The organism is Pseudomonas sp. D3 (assembly GCF_029320995.1).
Lineage (GTDB): Bacteria > Pseudomonadota > Gammaproteobacteria > Pseudomonadales > Pseudomonadaceae > Aquipseudomonas > Aquipseudomonas paraveronii.
Genome location: NZ_CP119772.1, coordinates 5,716,688 through 5,743,411 on the forward strand (window position 1 = coordinate 5,716,688; position 26,724 = coordinate 5,743,411).

General features: G+C 61.4%; 27 protein-coding genes. 13 read left to right on the forward strand and 14 right to left on the reverse strand.

All coding sequences use genetic code 11. The annotated features are described in order from the left end of the window. Positions 1 to 30 precede the first annotated feature (30 nt). Complete coding sequence (locus tag P3S72_RS26405) at positions 31 to 807, reverse strand: ferredoxin--NADP reductase (RefSeq protein ID WP_247396573.1); 777 nt, start codon at positions 805 to 807, stop codon at positions 31 to 33. Between the two features lie 399 nt (positions 808 to 1,206). Here P3S72_RS26405 and P3S72_RS26410 point away from each other — a divergent pair, with 399 nt between their 5' ends. After that, complete coding sequence (locus P3S72_RS26410) at positions 1,207 to 1,917, forward strand: LuxR family transcriptional regulator (protein ID WP_276194964.1); 711 nt, start codon at positions 1,207 to 1,209, stop codon at positions 1,915 to 1,917. A 171-nt stretch (positions 1,918 to 2,088) separates the two neighbouring features. Continuing rightward, the gene (locus P3S72_RS26415) at positions 2,089 to 3,213 is read left to right on the forward strand and encodes a methyltransferase (protein ID WP_276194965.1); all 1,125 of its coding nucleotides are present in this window, start codon (positions 2,089 to 2,091) and stop codon (positions 3,211 to 3,213) included. Positions 3,214 to 3,284: 71 nt separating this feature from the next. On the opposite strand, the gene P3S72_RS26420 is transcribed toward P3S72_RS26415, so the two are convergent. From P3S72_RS26420 to P3S72_RS26430, 3 genes are read right to left on the reverse strand one after another with little or no spacing between them, the layout of a single operon-like run. Then, complete coding sequence (locus P3S72_RS26420; RefSeq protein WP_247396582.1) at positions 3,285 to 3,452, reverse strand: DUF2474 domain-containing protein; 168 nt, start codon at positions 3,450 to 3,452, stop codon at positions 3,285 to 3,287. Between the two features lie 12 nt (positions 3,453 to 3,464). Beyond that, positions 3,465 to 4,472, reverse strand: coding sequence for a cytochrome d ubiquinol oxidase subunit II (gene cydB, locus P3S72_RS26425; RefSeq protein WP_276194966.1), 1,008 nt, complete (start codon positions 4,470 to 4,472; stop codon positions 3,465 to 3,467). A gap of 1 nt (position 4,473) precedes the next feature. Then, positions 4,474 to 5,913: a cytochrome ubiquinol oxidase subunit I gene (locus P3S72_RS26430; protein WP_276194967.1), complete on the reverse strand. Its 1,440-nt coding sequence runs from the start codon at positions 5,911 to 5,913 to the stop codon at positions 4,474 to 4,476. 317 nt (positions 5,914 to 6,230) lie between these two features. On the opposite strand from P3S72_RS26430, the gene P3S72_RS26435 reads away from it, so the two are divergent. After that, complete coding sequence (locus tag P3S72_RS26435; RefSeq protein WP_276194968.1) at positions 6,231 to 7,469, forward strand: MFS transporter; 1,239 nt, start codon at positions 6,231 to 6,233, stop codon at positions 7,467 to 7,469. Positions 7,470 to 7,508: 39 nt separating this feature from the next. Here the strand turns inward: P3S72_RS26435 and P3S72_RS26440 are convergent, their stop codons facing one another. Beyond that, entirely contained in the window at positions 7,509 to 7,955 is a 447-nt protein-coding gene (locus tag P3S72_RS26440; protein ID WP_276194969.1) for a DUF4879 domain-containing protein, read from the reverse strand. 222 nt (positions 7,956 to 8,177) lie between these two features. Between P3S72_RS26440 and P3S72_RS26445 the strand changes: the two genes are divergently transcribed. Further along, positions 8,178 to 9,473 carry an NCS2 family permease gene (locus tag P3S72_RS26445; protein WP_276194970.1) on the forward strand — a complete coding sequence of 432 codons (1,296 nt, stop codon included), beginning with the start codon at positions 8,178 to 8,180 and terminating at the stop codon, positions 9,471 to 9,473. Next, entirely contained in the window at positions 9,470 to 10,549 is a 1,080-nt protein-coding gene (trmA, locus tag P3S72_RS26450) for a tRNA (uridine(54)-C5)-methyltransferase TrmA (protein WP_276194971.1), read from the forward strand. The genes P3S72_RS26445 and trmA overlap by 4 nt, the downstream gene beginning before the upstream one ends. 6 nt (positions 10,550 to 10,555) lie before the next feature. Here the strand turns inward: trmA and P3S72_RS26455 are convergent, their stop codons facing one another. Both P3S72_RS26455 and P3S72_RS26460 read right to left on the reverse strand, forming a co-directional pair. Next, the gene (locus P3S72_RS26455; protein WP_276194972.1) at positions 10,556 to 10,993 is read right to left on the reverse strand and encodes a DUF2442 domain-containing protein; all 438 of its coding nucleotides are present in this window, start codon (positions 10,991 to 10,993) and stop codon (positions 10,556 to 10,558) included. After that, positions 10,990 to 11,418 carry a DUF4160 domain-containing protein gene (locus tag P3S72_RS26460; protein WP_276194973.1) on the reverse strand — a complete coding sequence of 143 codons (429 nt, stop codon included), beginning with the start codon at positions 11,416 to 11,418 and terminating at the stop codon, positions 10,990 to 10,992. The genes P3S72_RS26455 and P3S72_RS26460 overlap by 4 nt, the downstream gene beginning before the upstream one ends. 274 nt (positions 11,419 to 11,692) lie before the next feature. Here P3S72_RS26460 and aroQ point away from each other — a divergent pair, with 274 nt between their 5' ends. Together aroQ and P3S72_RS26470 are read left to right on the forward strand one after the other, a co-directional pair. Continuing rightward, complete coding sequence (gene aroQ, locus P3S72_RS26465; protein WP_276194974.1) at positions 11,693 to 12,133, forward strand: type II 3-dehydroquinate dehydratase; 441 nt, start codon at positions 11,693 to 11,695, stop codon at positions 12,131 to 12,133. Between the two features lie 5 nt (positions 12,134 to 12,138). Further along, complete coding sequence (locus tag P3S72_RS26470) at positions 12,139 to 12,987, forward strand: shikimate dehydrogenase (protein ID WP_276194975.1); 849 nt, start codon at positions 12,139 to 12,141, stop codon at positions 12,985 to 12,987. 61 nt (positions 12,988 to 13,048) lie between these two features. Here P3S72_RS26470 and P3S72_RS26475 read toward each other — a convergent pair whose 3' ends face one another. Both P3S72_RS26475 and quiC read right to left on the reverse strand, forming a co-directional pair. Continuing rightward, positions 13,049 to 13,714, reverse strand: coding sequence for a TetR/AcrR family transcriptional regulator (locus tag P3S72_RS26475; protein ID WP_276194976.1), 666 nt, complete (start codon positions 13,712 to 13,714; stop codon positions 13,049 to 13,051). 81 nt (positions 13,715 to 13,795) lie between these two features. Continuing rightward, positions 13,796 to 15,694 (reverse strand): 3-dehydroshikimate dehydratase QuiC, encoded by a 1,899-nt coding sequence (quiC, locus tag P3S72_RS26480; RefSeq protein WP_276194977.1) that lies wholly within the window; start codon positions 15,692 to 15,694, stop codon positions 13,796 to 13,798. Positions 15,695 to 15,917: 223 nt separating this feature from the next. Here quiC and P3S72_RS26485 point away from each other — a divergent pair, with 223 nt between their 5' ends. Further along, positions 15,918 to 17,252, forward strand: coding sequence for an MFS transporter (locus tag P3S72_RS26485; protein ID WP_276194978.1), 1,335 nt, complete (start codon positions 15,918 to 15,920; stop codon positions 17,250 to 17,252). Position 17,253: 1 nt separating this feature from the next. Here the strand turns inward: P3S72_RS26485 and P3S72_RS26490 are convergent, their stop codons facing one another. Then, the gene (locus tag P3S72_RS26490; RefSeq protein WP_276194979.1) at positions 17,254 to 18,132 is read right to left on the reverse strand and encodes a DMT family transporter; all 879 of its coding nucleotides are present in this window, start codon (positions 18,130 to 18,132) and stop codon (positions 17,254 to 17,256) included. Positions 18,133 to 18,317: 185 nt separating this feature from the next. On the opposite strand from P3S72_RS26490, the gene P3S72_RS26495 reads away from it, so the two are divergent. Genes P3S72_RS26495 through P3S72_RS26505 form a run of 3 tightly spaced genes read left to right on the forward strand, consistent with a single transcriptional unit; the run spans position 18,318 to position 20,656 of the window. Then, on the forward strand, positions 18,318 to 18,731 hold the full coding sequence (locus P3S72_RS26495; RefSeq protein ID WP_276194980.1) for a lipoprotein: 414 nt from the start codon (positions 18,318 to 18,320) through the stop codon (positions 18,729 to 18,731). A 44-nt stretch (positions 18,732 to 18,775) separates the two neighbouring features. Beyond that, on the forward strand, positions 18,776 to 19,672 hold the full coding sequence (locus P3S72_RS26500) for a neutral zinc metallopeptidase (RefSeq protein WP_276194981.1): 897 nt from the start codon (positions 18,776 to 18,778) through the stop codon (positions 19,670 to 19,672). Further along, positions 19,673 to 20,656 carry an alpha/beta hydrolase gene (locus tag P3S72_RS26505; protein WP_276194982.1) on the forward strand — a complete coding sequence of 328 codons (984 nt, stop codon included), beginning with the start codon at positions 19,673 to 19,675 and terminating at the stop codon, positions 20,654 to 20,656. Between the two features lie 117 nt (positions 20,657 to 20,773). On the opposite strand, the gene P3S72_RS26510 is transcribed toward P3S72_RS26505, so the two are convergent. The 3 genes from P3S72_RS26510 to P3S72_RS26520 are packed head-to-tail and all read right to left on the reverse strand — an operon-like array spanning position 20,774 to position 22,847. Further along, positions 20,774 to 21,373 (reverse strand): HAD family hydrolase, encoded by a 600-nt coding sequence (locus tag P3S72_RS26510; protein ID WP_276194983.1) that lies wholly within the window; start codon positions 21,371 to 21,373, stop codon positions 20,774 to 20,776. Next, positions 21,370 to 22,239, reverse strand: coding sequence for an acyl-CoA thioesterase II (gene tesB / locus P3S72_RS26515; RefSeq protein ID WP_247396622.1), 870 nt, complete (start codon positions 22,237 to 22,239; stop codon positions 21,370 to 21,372). Before tesB ends, P3S72_RS26510 begins: the two co-directional genes overlap by 4 nt. 38 nt (positions 22,240 to 22,277) lie before the next feature. Beyond that, positions 22,278 to 22,847: a GNAT family N-acetyltransferase gene (locus P3S72_RS26520; RefSeq protein ID WP_276194984.1), complete on the reverse strand. Its 570-nt coding sequence runs from the start codon at positions 22,845 to 22,847 to the stop codon at positions 22,278 to 22,280. 76 nt (positions 22,848 to 22,923) lie between these two features. Between P3S72_RS26520 and P3S72_RS26525 the strand changes: the two genes are divergently transcribed. Next, positions 22,924 to 23,844 (forward strand): histone deacetylase, encoded by a 921-nt coding sequence (locus P3S72_RS26525; protein ID WP_276194985.1) that lies wholly within the window; start codon positions 22,924 to 22,926, stop codon positions 23,842 to 23,844. A gap of 171 nt (positions 23,845 to 24,015) precedes the next feature. Further along, positions 24,016 to 25,254 carry a TIGR03862 family flavoprotein gene (locus tag P3S72_RS26530; protein ID WP_276194986.1) on the forward strand — a complete coding sequence of 413 codons (1,239 nt, stop codon included), beginning with the start codon at positions 24,016 to 24,018 and terminating at the stop codon, positions 25,252 to 25,254. Positions 25,255 to 25,365: 111 nt separating this feature from the next. Here the strand turns inward: P3S72_RS26530 and P3S72_RS26535 are convergent, their stop codons facing one another. Continuing rightward, entirely contained in the window at positions 25,366 to 26,700 is a 1,335-nt protein-coding gene (locus P3S72_RS26535; protein WP_276194987.1) for a DEAD/DEAH box helicase, read from the reverse strand. Positions 26,701 to 26,724: the final 24 nt, after the last annotated feature.

The window sequence follows — 26,724 nt, forward strand, 5'->3', positions numbered from 1 at the left end:
AAAGAAGGCGCCTCCAGGGGCGCCTTTTTGTTACCAGTAGTTTTCCACCGCCACCTGGCCAGGGCGCCGGGACAGGCTCAATTGCATGTCGCGTTGTTTGAGCAATTGGCGGGTGTCGTCGATCATCTGCGGGTTGCCGCAAATCATCACGCGCGAATGCTCCGGGGTCAGCTCGACGCCGGCTGCGCGCTCCAGTTCGCCATTCTCGATCAGGGTGGTAATGCGCCCATGCAGGGCGCCGGGATGCTGCTCGCGGGTGACCAGCGGCAGGTACGTCAGTTTGTGGGCGTACTCGGCCAGGTACTCTCGCTGCGCCAGCCCTTGGATCAGCGACTGATAGGCCAGCTCCCTGGCCTCCCGGGCGCTGTACACGAGGATGATGCGCTCGAATTTTTCCCAGACCTCAAAGTCCTGCAGGATCGACAGGAACGGCGCCACCCCGGTGCCGGTGCCCAGCAGCCACAGGTCACGGCCGTCGACAAACCGGTTCAGGGTCAGGAAGCCTGTGGCCTGGCGCTCGACCATCAGCGTATCGCCCACGCGCAAGCGGCTCAGCTCGCTGGTGAACTCGCCGCCGGGCACCACAATCGAGAAGAAATCCAGATACTCATCAAACGGCGACGACACCACAGAGTACGCGCGCCATACCGTGCTGCCATCGGCCTTGGTCACCCCCAGGCGCACGAACTGGCCAGCGGTAAACCGGAAGCCCGGGTCACGGGTGGTGCGCAGGGTGAAGAGGCTGGGCGTCAGCGATTGCACGTCGAGCAGGGTCTGGCGGGTAAATTTCTCAGCACTGGCCGTCATGGGGAGCTCCGTTCTACAGGTGCCCTAGTGTCCCCCAAAGTCACGCGCGGAAACACCTACAGTCGGCAGTAGCATCGTTTGGCCACCCAGGGCTTGCCAAAATAGTAGCACTTTGACTTCACCCTTAATCATTTCGCTATTACCCCACATCGTTCCATTACATTGGCACGCAGTGTCTTTGTTAGTTGAACGTTACAGGCGTCACAACCCACTAAAAAATCTGAAAAAAAATACCGGCATTTGAATAGCGAACTAATGCTTGATTGAAAAACTATTAGAACACTCGGTACAAGAGCGAAAATTTCATCGGCAAATGTAGCCGATATCCTACACTCCATTCCGTGCAACGTTGGGGGCCAGGACGTACCCAAGTCACAAAAAATCCATGGAGAGTTACAGATGGTCAACTGGCGCAATACACGGCTCCCCAAGCTGGAGGGCGAGGACAAGATCACCAGCGTATTTGAAATGGTCATCAACCAAACATACGAGCTTGGCTTCCAATTCTGTTCCTTTACGATGAGCGCTCAACGACCCACACACCCAAACAAACCGATTCGCCTCAACAACTATCCAAATGAATGGAACACACTGTACGACCAGGCCCACTTCTTCGATGTAGACCCGGTCGTCACCCACTGCAAACGTTGCGTACTGCCGATTGTCTGGGAGGAAAAAGTGTTCGGCGCCGCGCCGAACTTATGGGAACTGGCCCAGTCTTCTGGCGTACACCTGGGTTGGACCCAGTCGGTCCACGACTTCCAGGGGGTGTTCAGCATGCTGACCCTGGGACGCGGTAAGGGTGAGGTCAGCCCGCAGGAGCTGTACGAGAAGGCCGGCCAGGTATTGTGGCTCTGCCATGCCATGCATGCAGTGGTCGCGCAGAAATACGCCGAAAGCCCCGGCGCAGAGACACCCAACACCTTGACCCCACGGGAAACAGAAATCCTCAAATGGTCCGCTCTGGGCAAGACCGCTTCAGACATCGCCCGCATCCTGTGCCTGTCGGAGCGCACGATTGGCTTTCACCTCGCCAGTTGTTTCAGGAAGCTGGGAGTCAACAATAAGATCGCTGCCGTACTCTGCGCCTCGAAGGCGGGTTTGTTTTAACCGGCGCGGAATCACCGCATGTAATCCTTGCGAAAAAAAAGTAACATTTATCGCCAACTCTGAGTGTTGACGCAGCCCCCCATGGTGCCGCCTCGCAGTTCACTCAGACGGTTGCGCCGGTCCCCATGCAACCCGCCGAACACTCATCGACTACCCAGAGCCTCCCCCTCCATGCCCCTGCTTGAAAGCCCGTTCGCCCAGCTCGATCTGATCCGCCAACCCGAGCAGCACAACGATCCGCTGCAAGCGTTCGACGCCGCCGACGAGTACCTGCTCAGCTACCTGGCCGAGCAGCAACCGAACGCCGCGACCCGCGTGCTGGTGCTGAACGACAGCTTTGGCGCATTGGCCGCCAGCCTTGAAGGTCATGTGCAGGTAACGTCCAGCGGCGACTCGTTTCTCGCCGCCCAAGGCCTGGAGAAAAACCTGGTGCGCAACGGCAAGACGTTTGATGCCGTGCCGTTCATGCCTGCCAGCCACGTGCCACGTGGGCCGTTCGACCGGGTACTGATCCGCGTGCCGAAAACCCTGGCGTTGCTCGAAGAACAGTTGATCCGCCTGCAGGGCCAACTGGCGCCGGGCGCTGAAGTCATCGCCGGTGCGATGGTCAAGCATCTGCCACGGGCGGCCGGTGAATTGCTGGAGCAGTACATCGGGCCGATGCACGCGTCCCTGGCGGTCAAAAAAGCGCGACTGTTGATTGCCACCGCCGGGGATCGCCCGGCCGCCGTCTCGCCCTACCCCACCCGTTACGCCCTGGACACACCGGCCATCGCCCTGCTCAACCACGCCAACGTGTTCTGCCGCGAAGGCCTGGACATCGGCACCCGCGCATTCCTCCCGCACTTGCCCACAGGCCTTGGCAGTGCGCGGGTTGCCGACCTGGGTTGCGGCAATGGCGTACTCGCGATTGCCAGCGCTCTGCAGAACCCGGACGCGCACTACACGTTGGTGGACGAGTCCTACATGGCCGTGCAATCGGCCGCCGAGAACTGGCAAACCGCACTGGGTGATCGCGACGTCATCGTCCGCGCCGACGATGGCCTGGCCGGCCAGGCGCCGCAATCGTTGGAGGTGGTGCTGTGCAATCCGCCGTTCCACCAGCAGCAGGTGGTTGGCGACTTCCTCGCCTGGCGCATGTTCCAGCAGGCGCGCGAAGCGCTGGTGGTCGGCGGCGCGCTCTATATAGTCGGCAACCGTCACCTGGGCTATCACAGCAAGTTGGCGCGGCTGTTCCGTGGCGTCGAGCAAGTGGCCGCCACGCCCAAGTTCGTGATTCTCAAAGCGCGCAAATAAAAAAAGACCCCGCCCCCTCCAAAGAAGGGGCAGGGTCAAAAAACCGTGCCGCGAGGCACCGGGATGGGATATCAGTGTGTGGTCAGGCCGGCCGCGCTCATGAACAGGCGCATCAGGCTGGCCACGATGAACAGGGCCAGCACGCTGCCGGTCCAGATCATCGCCAACCAGCCAAGGCGCCGCCACAGTGGCTGTTTCTCGGCCTGTTCAATCTCGTGCAATGAAGGTTTGCCGGACATTAAACGACCCTCCTAGTGATAACCGTCTTCGTGGGTAACCTTGCCGCGGAACACGTAGTAGCTCCAGAAGGTGTAGCCCAGGATGAACGGGATGATGAACAACGTGCCCACCAGCATGAAGCCCTGGCTTTGCGGCGGCGCGGCGGCGTCCCAGATCGACACCGATGGCGGGATGATATTTGGCCACAGGCTGATACCCAGGCCGCTGTAGCCGAGGAAGATCAGCACCAGCGTCAGCAGGAACGGCGTGTAGTGCGCATTACGCGCCACGGCGCGGATCAGCCCGTACATGGTCACCAGCACCAGGATCGGCACCGGCAGGAACCAGAACAGGTTCGGCAGGGTGAACCAGCGCGAGGCGATTTCCGGGTGCGACAGCGGCGTCCAGAGACTCACGACACCGATCACCGCCAGCACCACGAAGGCTAATGGCCGCGCCAGGTTGTGCATCTGCTCCTGCAACTTGCCTTCGGTCTTCATGATCAGCCAGGTGCAACCGAGCAACGCGTAGGCCACGATCAGCGCCACGCCGCAGAACATCGTGAACGGCGTCGCCCAATCGAGTGAACCACCGGCAAACTGGCGATTGACCACCGGGATGCCGTCGATGAACGCCCCCAGCGCCACGCCCTGGAAGAAGGTGGCCGCCAACGAACCACCGATGAACGCCTTGTCCCACAGGTGACGCTTGTGGTCCTTGGCCTTGAAGCGGAACTCGAAGGCTACACCGCGAAAGATCAGCCCGATCAGCATCAGCATCAGCGGCAGGTACAAGGCCGAGAGCACCACCGAATAGGCCAGCGGGAAAGCGCCGAACAACGCCGCGCCGCCAAGTACCAGCCAGGTTTCGTTGCCGTCCCAGACCGGAGCGACGGTGTTCATCATCACGTCACGGTCAGTCTTGCCGGGGATAAACGGAAAGAGGATGCCGATGCCCAGGTCGAAGCCGTCCATGACCACGTACATCATGATGCCGAAGATGATGATCACGGCCCAGATCAGCGGAAGATCAATACCCATCTCAATTCCCCTTGTGCTGGATGTCGACGTGATTGTCATCGCTGCCGTCATCGGCCGCCGACAACGGACGCGCCGGTGTGCGTTTCTGGCCTGGGCCACCGTGGGTAGGCTCGATGCCTTCGTGGATCACCGGGCCTTTGCGCACCAGGCGCATCATGTAGCCCAACCCAGCGCCGAACAGCGTGAAGTACACCACCACGAACAACACCAGGGTGATGCTCATCTGCACCAGGCTATGCCCGGAGGACGCATCCGCCGTGCGCATCAACCCGTAGACCACCCACGGCTGGCGACCGATCTCGGTGGTGAACCAGCCGGCGAGAATCGCGATCAGGCCGGACGGGCCCATCCACAACGCCAGGTACAGAAACGGCCTGGACGTGTACATCTTGCCGCCCCGGCGCAGCCAGAGGCTGAACAGGCCGGTGAAGATCATCAGGAAGCCCAGGCCGACCATAACCCGGAACGACCAGAACACGATGGTCGAGTTGGGGCGGTCCTCAGGCGGGAAGTCCTTGAGTGCCGGCACCTGTTTGTCCAGGGAGTGGGTCAGGATCAGGCTGCCGAGATAAGGGATTTCCACCGCGTACTTGGTTTTTTCCGCCTTCATGTCGGGCCAGCCGAACAGGATCAGCGGTGTCGGCTCGTTGCCGATATTTTCCCAGTGGCCTTCAATCGCAGCGATTTTCGCCGGCTGGTGCTCCAGGGTGTTGAGGCCGTGGAAGTCACCGATCACCGCCTGGATAGGCGCGACGATCAGGGCCATCCACATGGCCATCGACAACATCTTGCGGATGGCCGGGTTGTCCTTGCCGCGCAGCAAATGCCAGGCCGCAGAGGAACCGACGAAGAACGCCGTCGCGACAAACGCCGCCGTGGCCATGTGCATCAGGCGGTAGGGGAACGAGGGGTTGAAGATCACGGCCAGCCAGTCCGTAGGGATCACGCGGCCGTCGATGATTTCAAAGCCCTGGGGTGTCTGCATCCAGCTGTTGGAGGCGAGAATCCAGAAAGTGGAAATCAGCGTGCCGACGGCCACCATCACGGTCGCAAAGAAGTGCAGCTTGCGCCCCACCTTGTTCCAGCCGAACAGCATCACCCCGAGGAAACCGGCCTCAAGGAAGAAGGCCGTGAGCACTTCATACGTCAGCAGCGGCCCGGTGACGGCGCCGGCGAAGTCCGAGAAACGGCTCCAGTTGGTGCCGAACTGGTAAGCCATGACCAAGCCGGAGACCACGCCCATGCCGAAGTTGACGGCAAAGATCTTCGACCAGAAATGGTAGAGGTCACGGTAGGTGTCGTTATGGGTCTTGAGCCACAAGCCTTCTAGCACCGCAAGGTAACTCGCCAGGCCGATGGTGATCGCCGGGAACAGGATGTGGAACGAGATGGTGAACGCAAACTGAATTCGGGCGAGATCTAACGCCTCCAAACCGAACATAAGTCTTCCTCTGTCAGGTAATACCGAATGCTGGCTGGAGGCCGCATCCACTGCCCCCACGGATATGGAGTGTGGCGAATTTCAATTCGTTTCTTTTTTTACCTACCACGTAGGGAATCAGGCCTTGCGGCCACCAGAACAAATCCTGAAATAGCTTTGATCTGGATCAATCACAGTCAAAAGAGTAGTCCCATTTTGGCGATTGACCTGTGTGGTCTTTTGCCGCGTGACAGCTTGCCTCAGCGCAGTTTCTGCAACTGTTTGTTACAGCTTGATGCTAATCTCGAGCTCCCCTCCCGCTTTGATCCGAACGTCCGATGCCCAGTGAACCCGCGCTGCTGTTACGCCACCACCGCCCTTTCATCGCGTTCTGGCTGGCGCGGATCTTCACCGCCAGCGGCTTCCAAATGCTCACCGTGGCCATCGGCTGGAACCTCTATCAACTGACCGGCAATGTGCTGGACTTGGGCTTGGTCGGTCTGGTGGAGTTCGTCCCGCGCGTGCTGTTCATGCTGCACACCGGGCATGTGGCCGACAGCTATGAGCGGCGCAAGGTGGCGGCCATCTGCCAGACCGTGCAGGCGCTGATTGCCTTGTCCCTGGCCATTGGCGGCCTGACCGGCAACGTGACCCGCGAGATGATCTTTATCCTCGCCTTCGTGCTCGGCGCCGCACGCTCCTTTGAAATGCCCACCACTCAAGCGCTGCTCCCAAGCATCGTACCCAGCGCCCTGTTCCCACGGGCCGTGGCCTCATCGCAATCGGCCCAGCAACTGGCAACCATCGTCGCCCCGGCCCTCGGCGGTTTGCTCTATGCGTTTGGCAGCGTGTGGGTGTATGGCCCGACCGTGGTGCTGTACCTCATTGCTTGCGTGCTGACCCTCAACCTGCCCGCCCGCCAGACCCCGCTGAATAAAGCCAAGGCCACGATGGACTCGCTGCTGGCCGGGATTCGCTTTATTCGCAGCCGCCCGGACATCCTCGGGGCAATTTCCCTCGACCTGTTCGCCGTGTTGCTCGGCGGTGCTACCGCGTTGCTGCCGGTGTTCGCCAAGGACATCCTGCTGACCGGCGCCTGGGGCCTGGGCCTGTTGCGTTCGGCGCCGGCAGTCGGCGCGTTGTTGATGTCGTTGTGGCTGGCGCGCTTTTCGGTCGACCGGCACGTGGGCCGCGTGATGTTTACCGCCGTCGGTGTGTTCGGGGTGGCGACCATCGCCTTCGGCCTGTCCACCTCGTTCTGGTTTTCCCTGGCGGTGCTGGTGGTGCTGGGCGCGGCGGACATGATCAGCATGGTGATCCGCGCCTCTTTCGTGCAGTTGGAGACACCGGACGACATGCGCGGGCGGGTCAGTGCGGTCAACGGCCTGTTTATTGGCGCGTCGAATCAACTGGGCGAGTTCGAGTCCGGGATCACCGCCCACTGGTTCGGCACCGTGCCCGCCGTGGTCATGGGCGGGATCGGCACGCTGGTGGTGACCGGGGCGTGGATCAAACTGTTCCCGACCCTGGCCAACCGCGACCGCATGCATGTGCCGGTGGACGAAACCACAGTCTGAACCTCACCGCCGGGTATCCGTGGCGTTCAAGGCCATTGATCAGCGGATATTGAGCTGGGTTTTCAGGGTATTTCGCGGCGCGTTGATCGACGTGTTGCTGTATTCGAACCAGCCTGGGGCGGCGACGTTCAGGTCGAACACATAGATGTAGCCCATCAGCGTGCCCGCGCCAGCGCAGGCCTGGCTGACGCTACCGACCTGGCACACCGCAGTGCGTTGCCCGTTGAGTTCGGCGCCATTGAAACGGCCTATCGGGTTGTTGCCCAGCCCGACTTCCATCACCGACACCTGGGTGGGCCCACGGTGCGTACACATCTGCGTGCTCTGCGAGCGCTCCGGAATCGTTTCCACACACCCCGTCGACTCGACCTTGAACACCCGCACCTCGCTCAAGGCCGGTGCAGTCGCGCCCCACGCCGGTGCCGCGCCTAGCCACAAGCTGATACAAGCGATCAGAGCTAGACTCCACGCGTTGGCTATTTTCATGCTGTCGATGACCCTGAATTAAACGTCGGCGCAGTATGCCTCAAGGCCATGATTCACAGCCATGCGTCACAAAGCCAACCCCGTGCGCCAAACGGGCCCGGCTGCTGGTATGATGCGCCGCTTTTTCCGATCCTCTCTGAAGCCACAGGCGCTTGGCGCAATTTGTGCTTTGACTTAGAGGTCAACAAATCACGACGCAACATAGCGTCACAGGGAGCAGGCATGCTGGAAAAGCTGTTTCAACTCAAAGCACACAACACGAACGTGCGCACCGAGATCCTCGCGGGCATCACGACATTCCTGGCCATGGCCTACATTTTGTTCGTGAACCCGAGCATCCTCGGCGAGACCGGCATGGACAAGGGCGCGGTGTTTGTCGCGACCTGCCTGGCCGCAGCCATCGGTTCGACCGTGATGGGCTTGATCGCCAACTACCCGATCGCGCTGGCGCCGGGCATGGGCCTCAACGCCTTCTTTACCTACACCGTGGTCCTGCACATGGGCCATACCTGGCAAGTAGCGCTGGGGGCGGTGTTCATTTCGGCGGTGCTGTTCTTCATGCTGTCGATCTTCCGCATCCGTGAATGGATCATCAACAGCATCCCCCTGCCCCTGCGCTCGGCGATTGCTGCCGGTATCGGCCTGTTCCTGGCGCTGATCGCCCTGCATAACGCCGGAATCGTGATCGGCAACCCTAATACCCTGGTGGGCTTGGGCGACCTGACAAAACCGGCGCCGATCCTGGCCATCCTGGGCTTCATGCTGATCGTTGCGCTGGAAGCCCTGGCGGTACGAGGCGCGGTATTGATCGGCATCCTGGCCGTGACCATCGTGTCCATCCTGCTAGGCGTCACTGAGTTCGGCGGCGTGATGTCCATGCCACCGTCCCTGGCCCCCACCTTCCTGCAGTTGGATATCAAAGGCGCGTTGGACATCGGCCTGGTCAGCGTGATCTTCGCGTTCCTGTTCGTCGACCTGTTCGACAACTCCGGCACCCTGATCGGCGTGGCCAAGCGCGCCGGGCTGATGGGCAAGGATGGTCACATGCCGAAAATGGGCCGTGCGCTGATCGCCGACAGCACCGCCGCCATGGCCGGTTCGCTGCTGGGCACCTCGACCACCACCAGCTACATCGAGTCCGCTGCTGGCGTGAGTGCCGGTGGCCGCACCGGCTTGACCGCTGTCGTGGTCGCGATTCTGTTCCTGCTGGCGCTGTTCTTCTCGCCACTGGCCTCCAGCGTACCGGCCTTCGCCACCGCGCCTGCGCTGCTGTTCGTCGCGGTGCTGATGACCTCGGGCCTGGCGGAAATCGACTGGGATGACATTACTGTTGCAGCGCCGGTGGTGATCACCGCCCTGGCGATGCCCTTCACTTACTCCATCGCCAACGGCATTGCCTTCGGTTTCATCGCCTGGACCGCCATCAAGCTGCTTTCGGGCCGCTACCGTGAGCTGAACCCGGCACTGGTGATTCTGTCGATTCTGTTTGTGATCAAGCTGGGCTGGTTCAACGCATGACTTTTGACGCCACACGCTACACCGCTCAACTGCAAGACAAGGTCACGCGCTTGCGTGACCTGCTGGCACCGTTTGACGCACCCGAGCCCCAGGTCTTCGACTCGCCCCTGCAGAACTTCCGCCTGCGCGCGGAGTTCCGCCTGTGGCGCGAAGGCGGTGAACGCCACTACGCGATGTTCTCCCAGGACGACAAGCGCACGCCGATCCTGATCGAAGAATTCCCCATCGCCAGCCAGCGCATCAACCAGTTGATGCCGCAGCTCAAGGCCGCCTGGCAAGCCAGCGCCGCCCTGAGCCACAAGCTGTTCCAGGTGGAGTTCCTGACCACCCTGGCCGGCGACGCGATGATCACCCTGTGCTATCACCGCCCGCTGGACGAGCACTGGCACACCGCCGCGAACCAGCTTGCGGCCGACTTGAACGTGAGCATCATCGGCCGCTCCAAGGGCAAGCGCGATGTGATCGGCCACGACTATGTGGTGGAAAAACTCGACGTCGGTGGCCGCACCTTCAGCTACCGTCAACCCGAAGGCGCCTTCACCCAGCCCAACGGCACGGTGAACCAGAAGATGCTCAACTGGGCATACGAAGCACTCGGCGATCGCCCGGATGATCTGCTGGAGCTGTACTGCGGCAACGGCAACTTCACCCTGCCGCTGGCCACCCGCGTGCGCAACGTGCTCGCCACCGAAATCAGCAAGACCTCGGTGAATGCCGCCTTGAGCAACCTCGATGAAAACGCGGTGGATAACGTCACCCTGGTGCGCCTCTCCGCCGAAGAACTCACCGAAGCGCTCAATGAAGTGCGTCCGTTCCGCCGCCTGCACGGCATCGACCTGAAAAGCTACGCGTTCGGCAGCGTCTTCGTCGACCCGCCGCGTGCCGGCATGGACCCGGACACCTGCGAGTTGACCCGACGCTTCGACAACATCCTCTATATCTCCTGCAACCCGGAAACCCTGGCGGCGAACATTGCGCAACTGCATGACACGCACCGGATCAGCCAATGCGCGTTGTTCGACCAGTTCCCGTGGACGCACCATATGGAGTCCGGGGTGCTGTTGACCCGTCGATAACCCCCCTCACGGTTCCTTGCGTGGTCGACCGCCCTTCTTGCCATTGGCTCGGGCGGCGGCGGATTTGGCCGCGCTGCTTTTACGGCCGTTATGCGACGCCACCAGGCTCACGGCCAACTCCATCAAGGGTTGGCTGGTCGCAATCAGGCCGGTGATGGAAACATGCAGGTCGCGGGCTTCACAGCACAGCGCCTTGCCGCCAAAACCGACCTCCAGTTGCTGGAAGTCCTGCGCGGAAAACCCTTCGAACTCCGGGAGACCGACCACCGGTAACAGGATGCGACTGCCGTCGCTGAAGCCGATGGAGAGGCAGTCGTCCTCGTAACGCACCGAGCAAGCATTGGCGTACAAACGCTTCAGTTTGCGCCCCCGCACGATGGCCTTATCGATATCGGCCTCAGTGATCGGTACATCGGGCAAGGTTTTGGCTTTTACGATTTTCATAGATCAATCTCCACACTATCTGGCGCCCTGACCAGACTCAAAAGGGTTCGCTGCCTCGCCACATCGTGCCGGGCGTTTGCAATCACATACACACCACGCCGAATGACCAACCCCGGCACCACCTCATCGGCGTCCCAATCCCAGGAATGGTTCTCCAGGCAAACCGTTTGCAGTTTTTCCCACCAGATCCTTCGTACATGAGCCAAGACGTGCCGCTGCATTAACGTCTGGCGTATGCCTTCCAGAATCCCACGGGGTGGCCGCCGCCGTTCGGGGTCTACATCCCAAAGCGCCACTCGCCCATCCAGAAAGCTGAAGCGAAAGCGCGCATCCCATTGCTTTCCCCTGACATGTACGTGAGGCGGGCAATGCTCATCCCTGAGAAACACCGAAATCACATGTCCTTTGTAAGTGCCTACTTTCATCGTAACCCATCCGTTAGGTTATTTTCCGCCGTGTAACACTTTTCCAAGCGTCACCCGACAACCGGCTCCTTGATCAGGGCGTTTTTTCACAGCGTAGTAACGACGGGCAAACCGTCGAATGCGGTCTTGTAACTACTCATGGCGGCGCCTGGAAATGCCCGGTCTCACTGATTAACGGTTCGATAATCGAACACATCTACCGCCATCGATTGACCAAATTAACCATTCAGTACATTTTATCCCCACAACGAATAATAACTGTGGAGATCCCCTTATGCAGCCCATCGTGCTGGTGCTCAACGGCCCCAACCTCAACCTGCTCGGTACCCGCGAACCTGCCACCTACGGGCATGAAACCCTGGCCGACGTCGCTGCCCTGTGCGGCCGCAGCGCGGAACAACTGGGGCTGAGGATCGAGTTCCGCCAGACCAACCATGAAGGTGAGTTGCTCGACTGGATCCACGGTGCCCGCGCCCGTTGCGCCGGTATCGTGATCAACCCGGCGGCCTGGACCCACACCTCGGTGGCGATTCGCGATGCGCTGGTGGCCAGTGAAGTGCCGGTGATCGAGGTGCATTTATCCAACGTGCATGCGCGCGAGGCGTTTCGTCATCACTCGTTTGTGTCGCCCATCGCCAAGGCGGTACTCGCCGGGTTTGGCAGCCACGGCTATCACCTGGCCCTGGAACATTTCAGCCACACGGTGAAAGGATGAGCCCGATGAAACCGCGCATCCTCGCCGGCCTGATCGGCGCCGGCATCCAGGCCTCGCGCACGCCCGCCCTGCATGAACAGGAAGGTGACGCCCAAGGCCTGCGCTACTTGTATCGCCTGATCGACCTGGAACCGCTGCACCTGGACATCAATGCCCTGCCCGACCTCCTGAAGGCTGCCGAGCAGATGAACTTCACCGGGTTGAACATTACTTACCCGTGCAAGCAGGCGATCCTGCCTTTACTCGATGAATTGTCCGACGAGGCCCGGGGCATTGGCGCGGTCAACACCGTGGTGTTCAAGGAGGGCAAACGCATCGGCCATAACACTGACTGCCTGGGGTTTGCCGAAGGCTTTCGCCGTAACCTGAATGACGTGGCACGCCAACGCGTGGTGCAGATGGGCGCCGGGGGTGCCGGCGCGGCTGTGGCTCATGCGCTGCTGGCAGAGGGCGTTGAACGCTTGAGCATTTTCGACGTGGACGCCAGCCGCGCCCGCGACCTGGTGGATAACCTCGCCCGGCGTTTCGGTAACGGGCGCGCCCAGGTTGGCAACGATCTGGAAAACGCCATGGCCGAGGCCGACGGCCTGGTGAACACCACGCCGATGGGCATGGCCAAGCTGCCGGGCACGCCGGTGCCCGCCGCGCTGTTACGCGCTGAACTGTGGGTCGCGGAAATCGTGTATTTCCCCCTGGAAACCGAACTGCTGCGTAACGCCCACGCCTTGGGTTGTCGCACCCTGAATGGCGGCAACATGGCGGTATTTCAGGCGGTGAAAGCGTTTGAATTATTCAGTGGCCTGGTGCCGGACGCGCACCGGATGCTGGCGCACTTCCAGAGCATGAATACCTGACGGCCGAAACCGAATCCAAATGTGGGAGCAAGCCCCCTCCCACATTGAGCCCGCGCCAGCCTCAGGCCTGCAGGTAACGCAACACCGACTCACAAATCATCTCGCGATGCCGCTGTTTAACCGCCTCATCCGACAGGTCGGTCTGAAAAATCTCACTGAACGTATGGCGGTTGGATACGCGGTAAAAACAGAACGAGTTGATCAGCAGGTGAACGTCCAGCGGCACCAGCCCCGCACGGAACAGCCCCATCTCGGCGCCACGACGCAAGGTCGTGCCCAACGCATCCAGAATGTTGCTGTTCATCGCCTTGATCGAATCGGAGCGCTTCACGTACTCGGCATTGTGGATATTTTCGATGCTGACGATGCGCACGAAATCCACGTTCCGGTCGTGGTGATCGAAGGTGAACTCCACCAGCCGAAGGATCGCTTCGCGCGGTTCCAGGGCCGTGAGGTTCATGCGTGTTTCAGTGTTGCGGATATCGCCGTAGAGCTTCTCCAGCACCTCGACGTACAACTGCTCCTTGCTGCCGAAGTAGTAATAGATCATGCGTTTCGAGGTGTGGATACGCTCGGCGATCGCATCCACGCGAGCGCCGGAGAGACCCTGCTGAACAAACTCGACAATGGCTTCTTGCAGTATGTTTTCGCGGGTCTTTTCCGGGTTGTTCTTACGACTCTTGCGCGGTGCGTCTGACACTGCGGAGAGATCGGGAGTCAAGGTCATGGTGCGCTCACGGCCGGTTTTTATTGTGCAGGCCGCGATTATGGGCCGCAGCGTTCCCCGAAGGAAGCACCAGGCCCGCTGTCATAACCGTGCCTGGCGTACCGCACCGCTGCGCGACTTGGCCATCGCCGCCAGGCGCACCGCCACGTTGGCCGCGCCGTAGCCGGCATAGCCATTCTTGCGCTGGATGATCTCGAAGAAAAAACGCCCCTCGAACGGCTCGGTGTACACATGAAACAACTCACCGCCCTGGGCGTCGCGGTCGTACAGCACGTTGTAGTACGCCAGCTCACTGAGGAACTCATCGTCGAAATCAAAGCGCGCCGCCAGGTCGTCATAGTAGTTGAGCGGGATATCCAGCAACGGCACGCCCGCCTCCTTGGCCCGGCGCACCTCGGCGAAAATATCCGCGCAGTCGAAGGCAATGTGATGCACGCCCGAGCCTCGATAGCTCGACAGCGCGTGGGAAATCGCGGTGTTGCGGTTCTCGGAAATATTCAGCGGCAGGCGAATCGAGCTGCAGCGGCTACGCAGCGCACGGCTTTTCACCAGGCCATACGGATCAGGCAGCACCACTTCGTCATCGGCTTCGAAATCCAGCAGGCTCTTGTAGAACAGCACCCAGCTGTCGAGGCTGTCGGCGGGCAAGGCCATCGCCATGTGGTCAATGCGCAAAAGCCCGCCGCTGGAGGCAGCGCTCGGTTGCAGATTGAAATCGGTGTCGTATACGCCTTCGCTTGGGTCCACCAAATAAATCAGGCTGCCGTCCGGCGCGCGCACCGCCGCCAATTCCAGCTCATTCGGCCCGACCAGGCCACGATAAGGCTGGCCCTTGTAGGCCACCGCCCGCTGCAGGGCCTTGGCGCTGTCCTTGACCCGCATCGCCGTGGCACACAACGACGGCCCGTGGGCCTCGAAAAAGTTGTGGGCGAAGGAATACGGTTCGCAGTTGAGGATCAGGTTGATATCACCCTGGCGCAACAGGCTGACGCTCTTGGAACGATGCTGACCGACCTTGACGAAGCCCAGGCGCTCCAGCCATTGCGTCAGTTTGGCGCCGAGGTTTTCATCCACGGCAAATTCAAGGAATTCAATTCCGTCGTATTCGCTGGCGGGCGGGGTGTCGAAGAGGATCTCCACCGGCACGGCAGGCTGTTCATGCGCCAGGCGCTGGCGGGTTTTCTCTTCCAGGTAGAGCAGCGAGCGCAAACCATCCGCCGCGTTGGCTCGGGTTGGTGCGGCGCGGAAGCCGTCGTTGAAGATCTCCAGGGACAACGGCCCGGTATAACCGCTCTTGATGATCGGCGCGAGAAAGCCCGCCAGGTCGAATTCACCCTGGCCGGGGAAGCAGCGGAAGTGACGGCTCCACTCCAGCACATCCATGGCCAGGATCGGTGCGTCGGCCATTTGCACAAAGAAGATCTTGTCGCCGGGAATCTCGGCGATAGCACTCGGGTCGCCCTTGAGCGACAGGGTATGGAAGCTGTCGAGCAACACCCCAAGGCTCGGGTGATCGACCTGGCGCACCAGGTTCCACACCTGCTGCCAGGTGTTCACATGCTTGCCCCAGGCCAGCGCTTCATAGCCGATGCGCACGCCACGGCGGCCAGCGTGTTCGGCGAGCAGGCTGAGGTCATCGAGCAAAATACGTTCATCGCCCACGCAATCGGCCGAGGCATTGCTGCACACCAGCACCAGGTCGGTGCCCAGCTCCTGCATCAGGTCGAACTTACGCTCAGCGCGCTCCAGGTTACGTGCCAGGCGGTCGCGGCGGCAGCCTTCAAAGTCGCGGAACGGCTGAAACAAGGTGATGGCTAGGCCCAAGTCAGTGCATATTTGCCTGACTTCCCGTGGGCTGCCATCGTAATACAATAGGTCGTTCTCGAAGATCTCAACCCCATCAAACCCGGCGGCGGCAATGGCTTCGAGCTTTTCTGGCAGGGTGCCGCTCAAGGAAACAGTGGCGATGGAACGTTGCATGGGGCGACTCCCGGCAGTTGTTATTTACAGTAAATTATTCGCCCCCAGCCTACACACAGCAATTCAAATGTACGAACCAGTTAGTTTTTAGGGCGATTATCGAACACAATGGCCATCGGCGAATTGACGATTTTTTAGCCACTGCGCACCATCGTTCCCGCAGCAACGTCCAAAATAAAACCCAGAACACACCCTAAAAATTCCAAAAAACGGGTAAAACCTCATGCCTTCGCAAAACTCCGTCCTGGCTGCGCGCCCGGCCAACCCGCATGCCGGCATCGGCGACAAGATTCGCGGCGCAATGGCCGTCGGCAAAACCCGCTGGGGCATGCTGGCCCTGGTGTTCTTCGCCACCACGCTCAACTACATCGATCGCGCCGCCCTGGGCGTGATGCAACCGATCCTCGCCAAAGAGATGAGCTGGACGGCGATGGACTACGCCAACATCAACTTCTGGTTCCAGGTCGGTTATGCGATTGGCTTTGTGCTGCAAGGCCGGCTGATCGACCGCGTGGGTGTCAAGCGCGTGTTCTTCTGCGCGGTGCTGCTGTGGAGCCTGGCTACCGGCGCCCACGGCCTGGCCACCTCGGCCGTCGGTTTCATGGTCTGCCGCTTTATCCTCGGGCTGACCGAAGCTGCCAACTACCCGGCCTGCGTCAAGACCACCCGCCTGTGGTTCCCCGCCGGCGAACGCGCAGTGGCCACCGGCATCTTCAACGCCGGCACCAACGTCGGCGCGATGATGACGCCGATGCTGCTGCCGTTGATCCTGCATGTGTGGGGCTGGCAGGCGGCGTTCCTGTGCATGTCGGCACTCGGTGGCATCTGGCTTGTGTTCTGGGGCTTGAAGTACTACAACCCGGAAGACCATCCAACGGTTAAGCAATCCGAATTGGACTACGTGCAACGGGAAGTCGAACCGGAACAGCCCCGCGTCCCCTTCAGCCGTATCCTGCGCATGCGCGGCACTTGGGCCTTCGCCATCGCCTACTCGCTGACCGCACCGGTGTTCTGGTTCTACCTGTACTGGCTGCCGCCGTTCTTGAACCAGCAATACAACCTGGGCATCAACGTGACGCAGATGGGTATCCCGCTGATCATCATTTACCTGACCGCCGACTTCGGCAGTGTGGGGGGTGGGATTCTGTCGTCGTTCCTGATCGGCCGCGGGTTGAACCCGATCAAGGCGCGGCTGCTGTCGATGCTGCTGTTTGCCTGCTGCATCGTCGGCGTGATCTTGGCCGCCGGTTCCAGCCAGTTGTGGGTCGCGGTGTTCGCCATCTCCCTGGCGATTGGTGCGCATCAGGCCTGGACCGCCAACATCTGGAGCCTGGTGATGGACTACACGCCCAAGCACATGATGAGCACGGTGTTTGGCTTCGGCGGCATGTGCGCGGCCATCGGCGGCATGTTCATGACCCAGATCGTCGGCCACATCCTGACCGTGACGAACAACAACTACACCGTGCTGTTCACCCTGATCCCGGCGATGTACTTCATCGCGCTGACCTGGATGTACTTCATGGCGCCGCGCAAGATTCCTACAGTCGACGCCTGATTCAGCGCCGCCGCTGCTGCCAGGCTGCGGCCAACCCGCTCATGCAGATCACCCCGATGCCGACCACCGCGGTCAAGTCGGGGGTATGCGCAAACACCAGCCAGCCCAACACCCCCGCGAACACGATCTGGCAATAGCCGAACGGCGCCAGCAAGGCCGGCGCCGCAAAGCGGAAGGCCTGGGTCAGCATCAAGTGCGCGGTCATCCCACAGGTGCCCAACGCCAGCATCAATACGCCGTGCCACAGGGTCGGCACTTGCCAGAAGAACGGCACCATCGCACTCATCACCAAGGTATTGCACAGGCCGGCGAAGAAGTTACTGGTGGTGGGCGTGTCGTATTGGCTGAGGATGCGCGTGAGCAGTTGGTAGAAGCAGAAGAACAATGCCGAGCACAGCGGCAGCAGCACCGCAGGGGTGAACAATTCACCGCCTGGGTGGATGATCACCAGCACCCCGACAAACCCGCAGATCACCGCCAGCCATTGGCCACGCGTGACATGCTCACCGAGCAGGGGCACCGACAGCGCCGTTACCAGGATCGGCGCGAGGAAGTTCACCGCCGTGGCTTCCGCCAGCGGGATGTAATGCAGCGCAGCGGTAAAAAACAGGCTGGTGCCCAACAGGCACAAGGCCCGCACTGCCTGCATCCCCGGCCGCTTGCTGCGCAGCACACGCAAGCCTGATTGCGGCAGGAAAATCCCGGCCATCAACAAGGTATGCACCAGGTAACGCGCCCACACCACCATCACGATCGGGTAGAACCCGGCCAGGAATTTGGACAAGGCGTCGTGGCTGGAGAACAGAAAAGTCGCCACCACAATCAGCAGAATGCCTTTGAAGGGATGGTTGACGCCGGAAAGGGGGGTGCTGACAGTCATTGAATTCTCTTGCGTGGCGGGCTGAACGCGGTGGTACTCAACCCGGTAATCTAGCAGCCGGGCATGCGTCTGCCCCAAGAGCATAACCAAACACCGTGCGAACAGCGCACTAAATCACTGCAATCGAGTCCAACGCTGCACGTTCGCCCCTGCGTTGCACACTTTTTAACCAAGGCCTTGCCGCTATGAAAAAAACTGTCTTTCTTCTGTCTGCCCTTGCCCTGCTCGCCGCGTGCAACCAAGAGTCCAAGGCACCGGCCAAACCGGCGCCGCCTTCCGTGCAAGCGACCCTGGTGCCGCAAACCCCGCCCACCGACAACTGGGTCGGTAAATGGATCGGCGTCGAAGGCCTGCACCTGACCATCGCCAAGGACGACAGCATCGGCCGTGGCCACTACCTTCTGACCATGCAGTACGGCCTCGACGCCGACGCCGCCGGCACCTTTAAAGGTGAAACGACTGAAGACGGCATCGCGTTCACCCGCCCGGACGGCCCGCAACGGCTGCGCGCCGGTGACGGTGCGGCGACCGGATTGAAATGGCTGGCGGATAAAAAGGACTGCTTGATTGTTGCTACCGGCGAAGGCTATTGCCGTTAATCACGACCATAATCAATCACGGTTAGCACTTCGAGGATTGCCCCATGCTATGGAAAAAAGGCCGACGCAGCGACAACGTGGTGGATGCCCGCGATGACAGTGGCGGCGGTGGCGGCGGTGGTATGCGCTTTGGCGGCGGCAAGGGCCTGAGCCTGAGCCTGACCGCGATTGTGTTGATCGTCGGCATCGGCTGGCTGACCGGCAAGGACCCACTGCAGATTCTCGGCCAATTGACCGGCCAGATGGACCAGGCGCCCTCGGTGAGCACTCCATCGCGCCAGGCGCCGCCGGCGAATGATGAGCAAGTCGACTTTGTCCGCGCGGTATTGGGCGATACCGAAGACACCTGGGGCCAGGTGTTCAAGGAAAACGGCTTGGCCTACAAGAACCCGCAACTGATTCTGTTCCGCGGCCGGGTCAATTCCGCCTGCGGTGGCGCCACTTCCGCCAGCGGCCCGTTCTATTGCCCGGCGGATCAGCAGGTGTACCTGGACCTGGATTTCTTCCGGGAAATGTCACAACGTTTCAAGGCCGCTGGCGATTTTGCCCAGGCCTACGTGATCGCCCACGAAGTCGGGCACCACGTGCAGACCTTGCTCGGCATCTCGTCGAAGATCCAGGCTGCGCGCCAGCAAGGCCGGCAGATGCAAGGCGACGGCGGCCTGCTGGTGCGCCAGGAGCTGCAAGCCGACTGCTTTGCCGGGGTGTGGGCCTACCGTGCGCAAAAACGCCTGAACTGGCTGGAGCCCGGCGATATTGAAGAAGCGCTGAATGCGGCCAACGCGATTGGCGATGACCGTTTGCAGCAACAGGGCCAGGGCCGCGTCGTGCCGGACTCGTTTACCCACGGCACCTCGGCGCAGCGGGTGCGCTGGTTCAAGACCGGCTTTGCCCAAGGCCAGATCACTCAATGCGACACCTTTACGGCCAAGAGTCTTTAGATGAATACGCGATTGGGCATGCTGCTGGGTTTGTTGGTCACCTGTTGCGCCCCCGCCTGGGCCGCCGAGCACGGGGTCAAGGTGGTCAGTCCCGAGCGCTTTCACCTGGATGCCGGCGACCTCAGCCTCGGCTTGAGCCAGGACTGGGGTAAACCCCTGCCCAACGTCACGCGTGCGTTGATCATCGTGCATGGTCGCCTGCGCAACGCACAAACCTACCTGCAGAGCGGTGAAGACGCCGCCGAGCAGGCAGGGGTTGGCGGCACGACGCTGGTGATCGCGCCGCAGTTTCTGAATCAGTCCGATGTGAAACGCAATCACCTGGACAAGCAACTTCTGCGCTGGAAGGGCAATGACTGGATGGCCGGCGAGCCCTCAGTGGAGCCGGGAGCTGTCAGCTCCTTCGGTGCACTCGACCAGATCATCAAGCACCTGGGTAACCGCACGCTATTTCCGGCGCTGAGAGCGATTGTGGTGGCCGGCCATTCCGGCGGTGGCCAGGTGGTGCAACGCTTCGCCCTTACCGGCCACGACCATCCGACCCTGCAAACCGCGGGCATCAGCCTGCGTTTTGTGGTGGCCAACCCGTCGTCCTACGCCTACTTCAGCCCGCAGCGGCCGGTGCCATTCAAGGTCGCCGACTGCCCTGGCTTCAATGACTGGAAGTACGGCATGCAGCACCTGCCCGCCTATGCCAAGGGGCAAAGCGCCGAGCAACTGGAGCAGGCCTATGTGTCGCGTGACATCACCTACCTGCTCGGCCAGCAGGACACCGACCCGAACCACCCCGCGCTGGATAAAAGCTGTGAAGCCGAGACCCAGGGCGCGTATCGCCTGATTCGTGGGCACAACTATTTTGACAGCCTCAAGCAACGCCATCCGCAACTGACCCAGAAGCTGGTGGAAGTGCCGGGGGTTGGGCATAACGGGGATGGGATGTTTACCTCGCCCGAGGGCCAGAACGTACTGTTTTCCCGGTATTAACTGAAGAAACCGGCTCAACATGTGGGAGGGGGCTTGCCCCCGATTGCGGTGTAACAGTCAGCCAATTTTTAACTGACAGACCGCTATCGGGGGCAAGCCCCCTCCCACATTTGATCTCTATTGCCCGGGCTGGATCATCCGGCGCAATACCGTGCAATCCTCGGCATGCCAGTCGGCCAACTCCGGCCATGGGTTCTCCGGCAAGTTGACCAACACGGTCCGCGTGCCTGCGGCGCGGCCGCAATCCAGGTCAAAGCGGTAATCCCCCACCATCACCATCGCACTGGGCGATACGTCCCAGGCCGCCGCCAGTTTGAGCAAGCCACCCGGATCAGGCTTGGGTGGCGCATCATCACGCCCCAACACATCCTCGGCGGCAAAGCAGTCCGCCAGGCCAATCGCTTCCAGGGTGATGTGCGCCAGCTCCCGCGCATTGCGGGTCAGGATGCCCAGGCGACAACCGCGCCCGGCCAATTCCCGCACCAGTTCCACCGCGCCTTGCGCCGCAACCGAACCCAGCGCCAGCTCGCGCTCATGCTCAAGCAACCAGGCATGTTTGGCCGCCGCGACATCTGCCGGCAACGCCGCGAGGTGGCTGAGGATGTCGTCCTCGGGCGGTATCCCCAGCGCCACGCGAATCGCCGCAAAGTCATGCACGGCCACCGTGAGGGTGCCGTCCATGTCGAACACCCAATGTTTAATGTCCGCCAGGCTCATGCCCAATCCTTGCGGTGGCGGATCAGGCCTTCCTGGGTGACCGAGGCCACCAGTTGCCCGGCGCGGTTGTACACGCTGCCCCGGGAGAAACCACGGGAATTGCCGGCCCACGGGCTGTCCATGGCGTAGAGCAACCAGTCGTCGGCGCGCAGGTCGGCGTGGAACCACAGCGCGTGGTCGAGGCTGGCGACCTGCATGTCTTTCTGCCATACGGTCTTGCCATGGGGCAGCAGCGACGTGGTCAGCAGGCCGAAGTCCGAGGCGTAGGCCAGCAGGTATTTATGCAGCGCCGGCGTGTCGGCCAGGGCACCGTCAGCGCGGAACCACACGTACTTGACCGGGTCGGACGGCTGCGGGTTAAACGGGTCTGTTTCGGTCACCGGGCGCACTTCGATCGGTTTGGGGCACAACAACTTGTCGCGCATGTGCTCGGGGATCAGGTGGGCGCGCTGCTTGGTCAGCTCCAACTCCGACGGCAGGTTTTCCGGGCCGACCACCTCCGGCATGCTGGTCTGGTGTTCAAAACCGGCTTCGTCGTACTGGAACGACGCGCTGCAGGTAAAAATCGGCTGGCCCTTCTGGATCGCTGTCACCCGGCGCGTGCTGAAGCTGCCGCCATCGCGCACGCGATCCACCGAATACACCACCGGCAATGCCGCATCGCCGGGGCGCAGAAAATAACCGTGCAGGGAATGCACGTGTCGCTCGGCTTCGACGGTCTGGCTGGCAGCCGACAGCGACTGACCGAGCACTTGCCCGCCGAACAGTTGGCGAAAACCCAGGTCCTGGCTGCGGCCGCGAAAGAGGTTTTCCTCGATCGGCTCCAGGGTCAGCAAGTCCACCAGATCTTCCAATACTTGGCTCATAGAGCAACTCCTACAATCTATGGGGCATTCCGGGCTGCTTATCCGTGCAGCGTGTCCAACCATTGGGCGCGGGTGATGCGGTACAAAACATGCGGGCGCAGCGGGTCATCAACTGCGACCTTGGGGTGTTCAAAATCTGCCTGGGGATCGTAATGCATCCCGATGGCTTGCATGACTTTTTGTGATGGCAGATTGGTTTGGGTGGTGAAGGCGACGATTTCGTCCAGTTGCAAGCGGTCGAAACCACAGCGCAACGCAGTCCATGCCGCCTCGTTGGCATACCCGAGGCCCCAATGCTCGCGAGCCAGGCGCCAGCCGATTTCCACCGCAGGGGTGAAGCCGGCTTCAAAGCTGACATTCTGCAACCCGGCCAGGCCGATAAATGCGCCACTGTCCTTGCGCTGCAAGGCCCACAGGCCAAAGCCGTATTCGGCGAAATGCCCACGAATCCGGCCGATCAATGCGGCGCTTTCCAGGCGGTCCAATTGGGCCGGGAAATAACGCATCACCTGCGGGTCGGCGCACATGTGCGCAAACTCCGTCAGGTCGGCATCGCGCCATTGGCGCAGCACCAGGCGTGCGCTTTCCAATTCCAGTATCGGCTCCATGGGTCCCCCTCCCTTGCCATGTGCGTGAGTGTAACGCGCTGTTAAGATCCGTCGCAGGTTCCCGTCAGAAAATCCCATGCCTTTGCCATTGATCTACCACGATGACTACAGCCCCGAATTCCCGGCGGACCACCGCTTCCCCATGGACAAGTTCCGCCTGTTGCGTGACCACTTGGTGTCCACCGGGCTGACCCAGGACAGCCAATTACTGCGCCCACCGCTGTGCCCGGCAGAGATTCTGGCCCTGGCCCATGAACCTGGGTATATAGAACGCTACATGAGCGGCGAGTTGTCCCGCGAAGACCAACGGCGCCTCGGCCTGCCCTGGAGCGAAGCCCTGGCGCGACGTACCGTGCGTGCGGTGGGCGGTTCGATCCTAGCGGCAGAACAGGCACTGGAACACGGCCTGGCCTGCCACCTGGCGGGCGGCACCCATCACGCCCACTACGACTACCCGGCGGGCTTTTGCATCTTCAATGACCTGGCCGTGATCAGCCAATACCTGCTGGCCAGCGGCCGGGTCGACCGCGTGCTGATCTTCGACTGCGACGTCCACCAGGGCGACGGCACCGCACGTATCCTCCATGACACGCCAGACGCGATCACCGTGTCGCTGCACTGCGAAAAGAACTTCCCGGCGCGCAAGGCCCAGAGCGACTGGGACATCCCGCTGCCCATGGGCATGGGTGATGCCGAGTACCTCAAGGTGGTGGACGACGCGCTCAACTACCTGCTGCCGCTGTACCAGCCGGACCTGGTGCTGTACGACGCGGGCGTCGACGTGCATAAGGATGACGCCCTTGGCTACCTCAAGCTGACAGATGAAGGCCTCGCCGCCCGCGATGAAAGCGTGATACGCCATTGCCTGGGCCGCGACATTCCGGTGATGGGCGTGATCGGCGGCGGCTACAGCAAAGACCGCCCGGCCCTGGCTCGCCGCCACGGCATCCTGCACCACAGCGCGCAACGGGTGTGGACGTCATCAGGTTGTCATTGAAGTGTGGGCGTTACCCACAATGCCTGTGGAACGGCCTGTGGATAACTTGAGCGTAAAGCGTTGAAAGCCAGTAACTGCATAGCCTGTAGGAAGCTGTACGTTTTTTGATCAGGAACTTGCGGCGTCCTCGGGTAGAATGCTCGGCCTATTCACGCGACCGTAGCCCTGCCCATGCCTCACACCCCTGCTCAACACGTCACTATTATCGGCGGCGGCCCTGCCGGCCTGATGGCCGCTGAAGTCCTGAGCCAGGCAGGCCTGCGGGTGGACGTGTACGACGGCATGCCCTCGGTGGGGCGCAAGTTCCTGCTGGCCGGCGTGGGCGGTATGAACATCACCCACTCCGAGGCTTACCCGGCGTTCCTCTCACGCTACGCCGAACGTGCACCGCAGATGGCGCCATTGCTGCGCGCGTTTGGCGCGCAAGCGCTGTGCGAATGGATTCATGGCCTGGGCATCGAGACCTTTGTCGGCACCTCCGGCCGGGTGTTTCCTACCGATATGAAAGCCGCCCCGCTGTTGCGTGCCTGGCTCAAGCGCCTGCGCGACCACGGTGTGGTTATCCACACCCGCCATCGCTGGCTGGGCTGGAGCGCGGACGGTGGTTTACTTATCCACAGCCCGGACGGCGAAAAAACCATCCACAGCGACGCCGTGCTGCTGGCCCTTGGCGGCGGTAGTTGGTCGCGCCTGGGCTCCGACGGCGCCTGGCTCAAACTGCTGGAAGATAAAGGCGTGCCCTGCGCGCCGTTACAGCCCAGTAATTGTGGCTTCGAGGTGTCGGCCTGGAGCGAACTGATGGTCAGCAAATTCGCTGGCGCGCCGTTGAAAAACGTCGCCATTGGCCTGGGTGATGACAAGCCACGCCTGGGCGAATGCGTGATCACCGCCACCGGCATCGAGGGCAGCCTGATCTACGCGCTGTCGGCGCCGATTCGTGAAGCGATCAATCGCGAGGGCGTGGCCACGGTGCATATCGACCTGCTGCCGAGCAAACCGCTGGACAAGGTCCAGGCCGCGCTGGCCAAACCGCGTGGTTCGCGCTCGATGAGCAAGCATTTGCACAGTCAGTTGGGGTTGGATGGGGTCAAGGCGGCGTTATTGCGCGAACTGGCACCCGCCGGACACTTCAACGACCCGGCGCAATTGGCTGTGGATATCAAGGCATTGCCCCTGAGCCTGGCGAAAACCCGGCCGATGGATGAAGCGATCAGTACGGCGGGGGGCGTGCCGTTTGAGGCGCTGGACGAGCGGTTGATGCTCAAGCAATTGCCCGGGGTGTTCTGCGCGGGGGAAATGCTGGATTGGGAAGCGCCGACCGGCGGGTATTTGCTGACGGGGTGTTTTGCCAGTGGCAGAGCCGCCGGGCGGGGCATGTTGGAATGGTTGAACACTTCAGATTTGCGGTGAACTCTAGTCCGCCATCGGGGGCAAGCCCCCCTCCCACATTTTGAATGTATTCACAGATCAAAACTGTGGGAGGGGGCTTGCTCCAGATAGGCCATCAGCCGCGCCGAAAAATCACTTCTTCTTACGCGGCCCGGTGTTGAACACCGGCACTTTGCGCACCGGCTTGATCGACGGCTCCGCCGGCGCCACTTCGCCACTGTCCACCCACTTGCCCAGGTTGCGCTTACCGCCACCACCGGACGCCTTGGGTTTCTTAGGCTTTTTCGGCTTCTTCACCACCTGCCCACTGGCATCGGTATCCGGCACTCGGTGTTCCGGTTCGAAATCCTGCTCCATATGCCGGGTCAAGGTCTGACGGGTCAGCATCTCGATGGCCGACAGCATGTTCACTTCATCGGCACACACCAGGGAAATCGCTTCACCGGTGTTGCCCGCGCGGCCGGTACGGCCGATACGGTGGATGTAGTCCTCAGCCACGATCGGCAGGTCGAAGTTGACCACCAGCGGCAGGTCTTCGATATCCAGGCCACGGGCCGCCACGTCGGTGGCCACCAGGATCTGCACATCGCTTGACTTGAAGCGGTCCAGCGCACGTTGGCGGGTCGCCTGAGGCTTGTCGCCGTGGATGCCGTCGGCATTGATACCCAAGCCCTGCAGCTTATCCACCAGTGCATCCACGCCGTTACGGGTCTTGGCGAACACCAGCACCTGCTTCCAACGGCCCTTGCGCATTAGGTGGACAAACAGCTCCGGCTTGCGCTTCTTGTCGACCGGCACCACCCATTGCTTGACGGTATTGGCGGCGACGTTGCGCGGGCTGACTTCGATGCTCAGCGGGTCGTTGAGCATTTGCCCGGCGAGCGTGCGGATTTCATCGGAGAAGGTCGCGGAGAACAGCAGGGTCTGGCGCTTTTTCGGCAGCATGCGGTAAATATTCGCCAGCTCCTCGGAGAAGCCCAGGTCGAGCATGCGGTCGGCTTCGTCGAGCACCAGGGTTTGCAGTTGATTGAGTTTCAGCGCGTTCTGGCGAAACAGGTCGATCAGGCGGCCAGGCGTGGCAACCAGCACGTCGACGCCTTTGCGCAGCTTCATCATCTGCGGGTTGATGCTCACGCCGCCGTACACCGCGTAGGTGGTGAGCGGCAGGTTTTGGGCGTACTCAGCAACGCTGGCGTGAACCTGCTCGGCCAGCTCGCGGGTCGGGCACAGAATCAGCGCACGCGCCGAGTTGGCAACGACTTTCGGCCCTTCCATGGTCAGCAGTTGCAGGAGCGGCACGGCGAAAGCGGCGGTCTTGCCAGTGCCGGTCTGGGCGGCGGCCATCAGGTCGCGGCCGGCCAGCACCGCCGGAATGGCTTGCGCCTGCACCGGCGTCGGAGTCTGGTAGCCGAGCGTCTCAAGGGCGCGCTGCAAGGGTTCGATCAGGCCAAGGGTGGCGAAAGTCATGTGTTTACCGTAGGGAAAATTCAG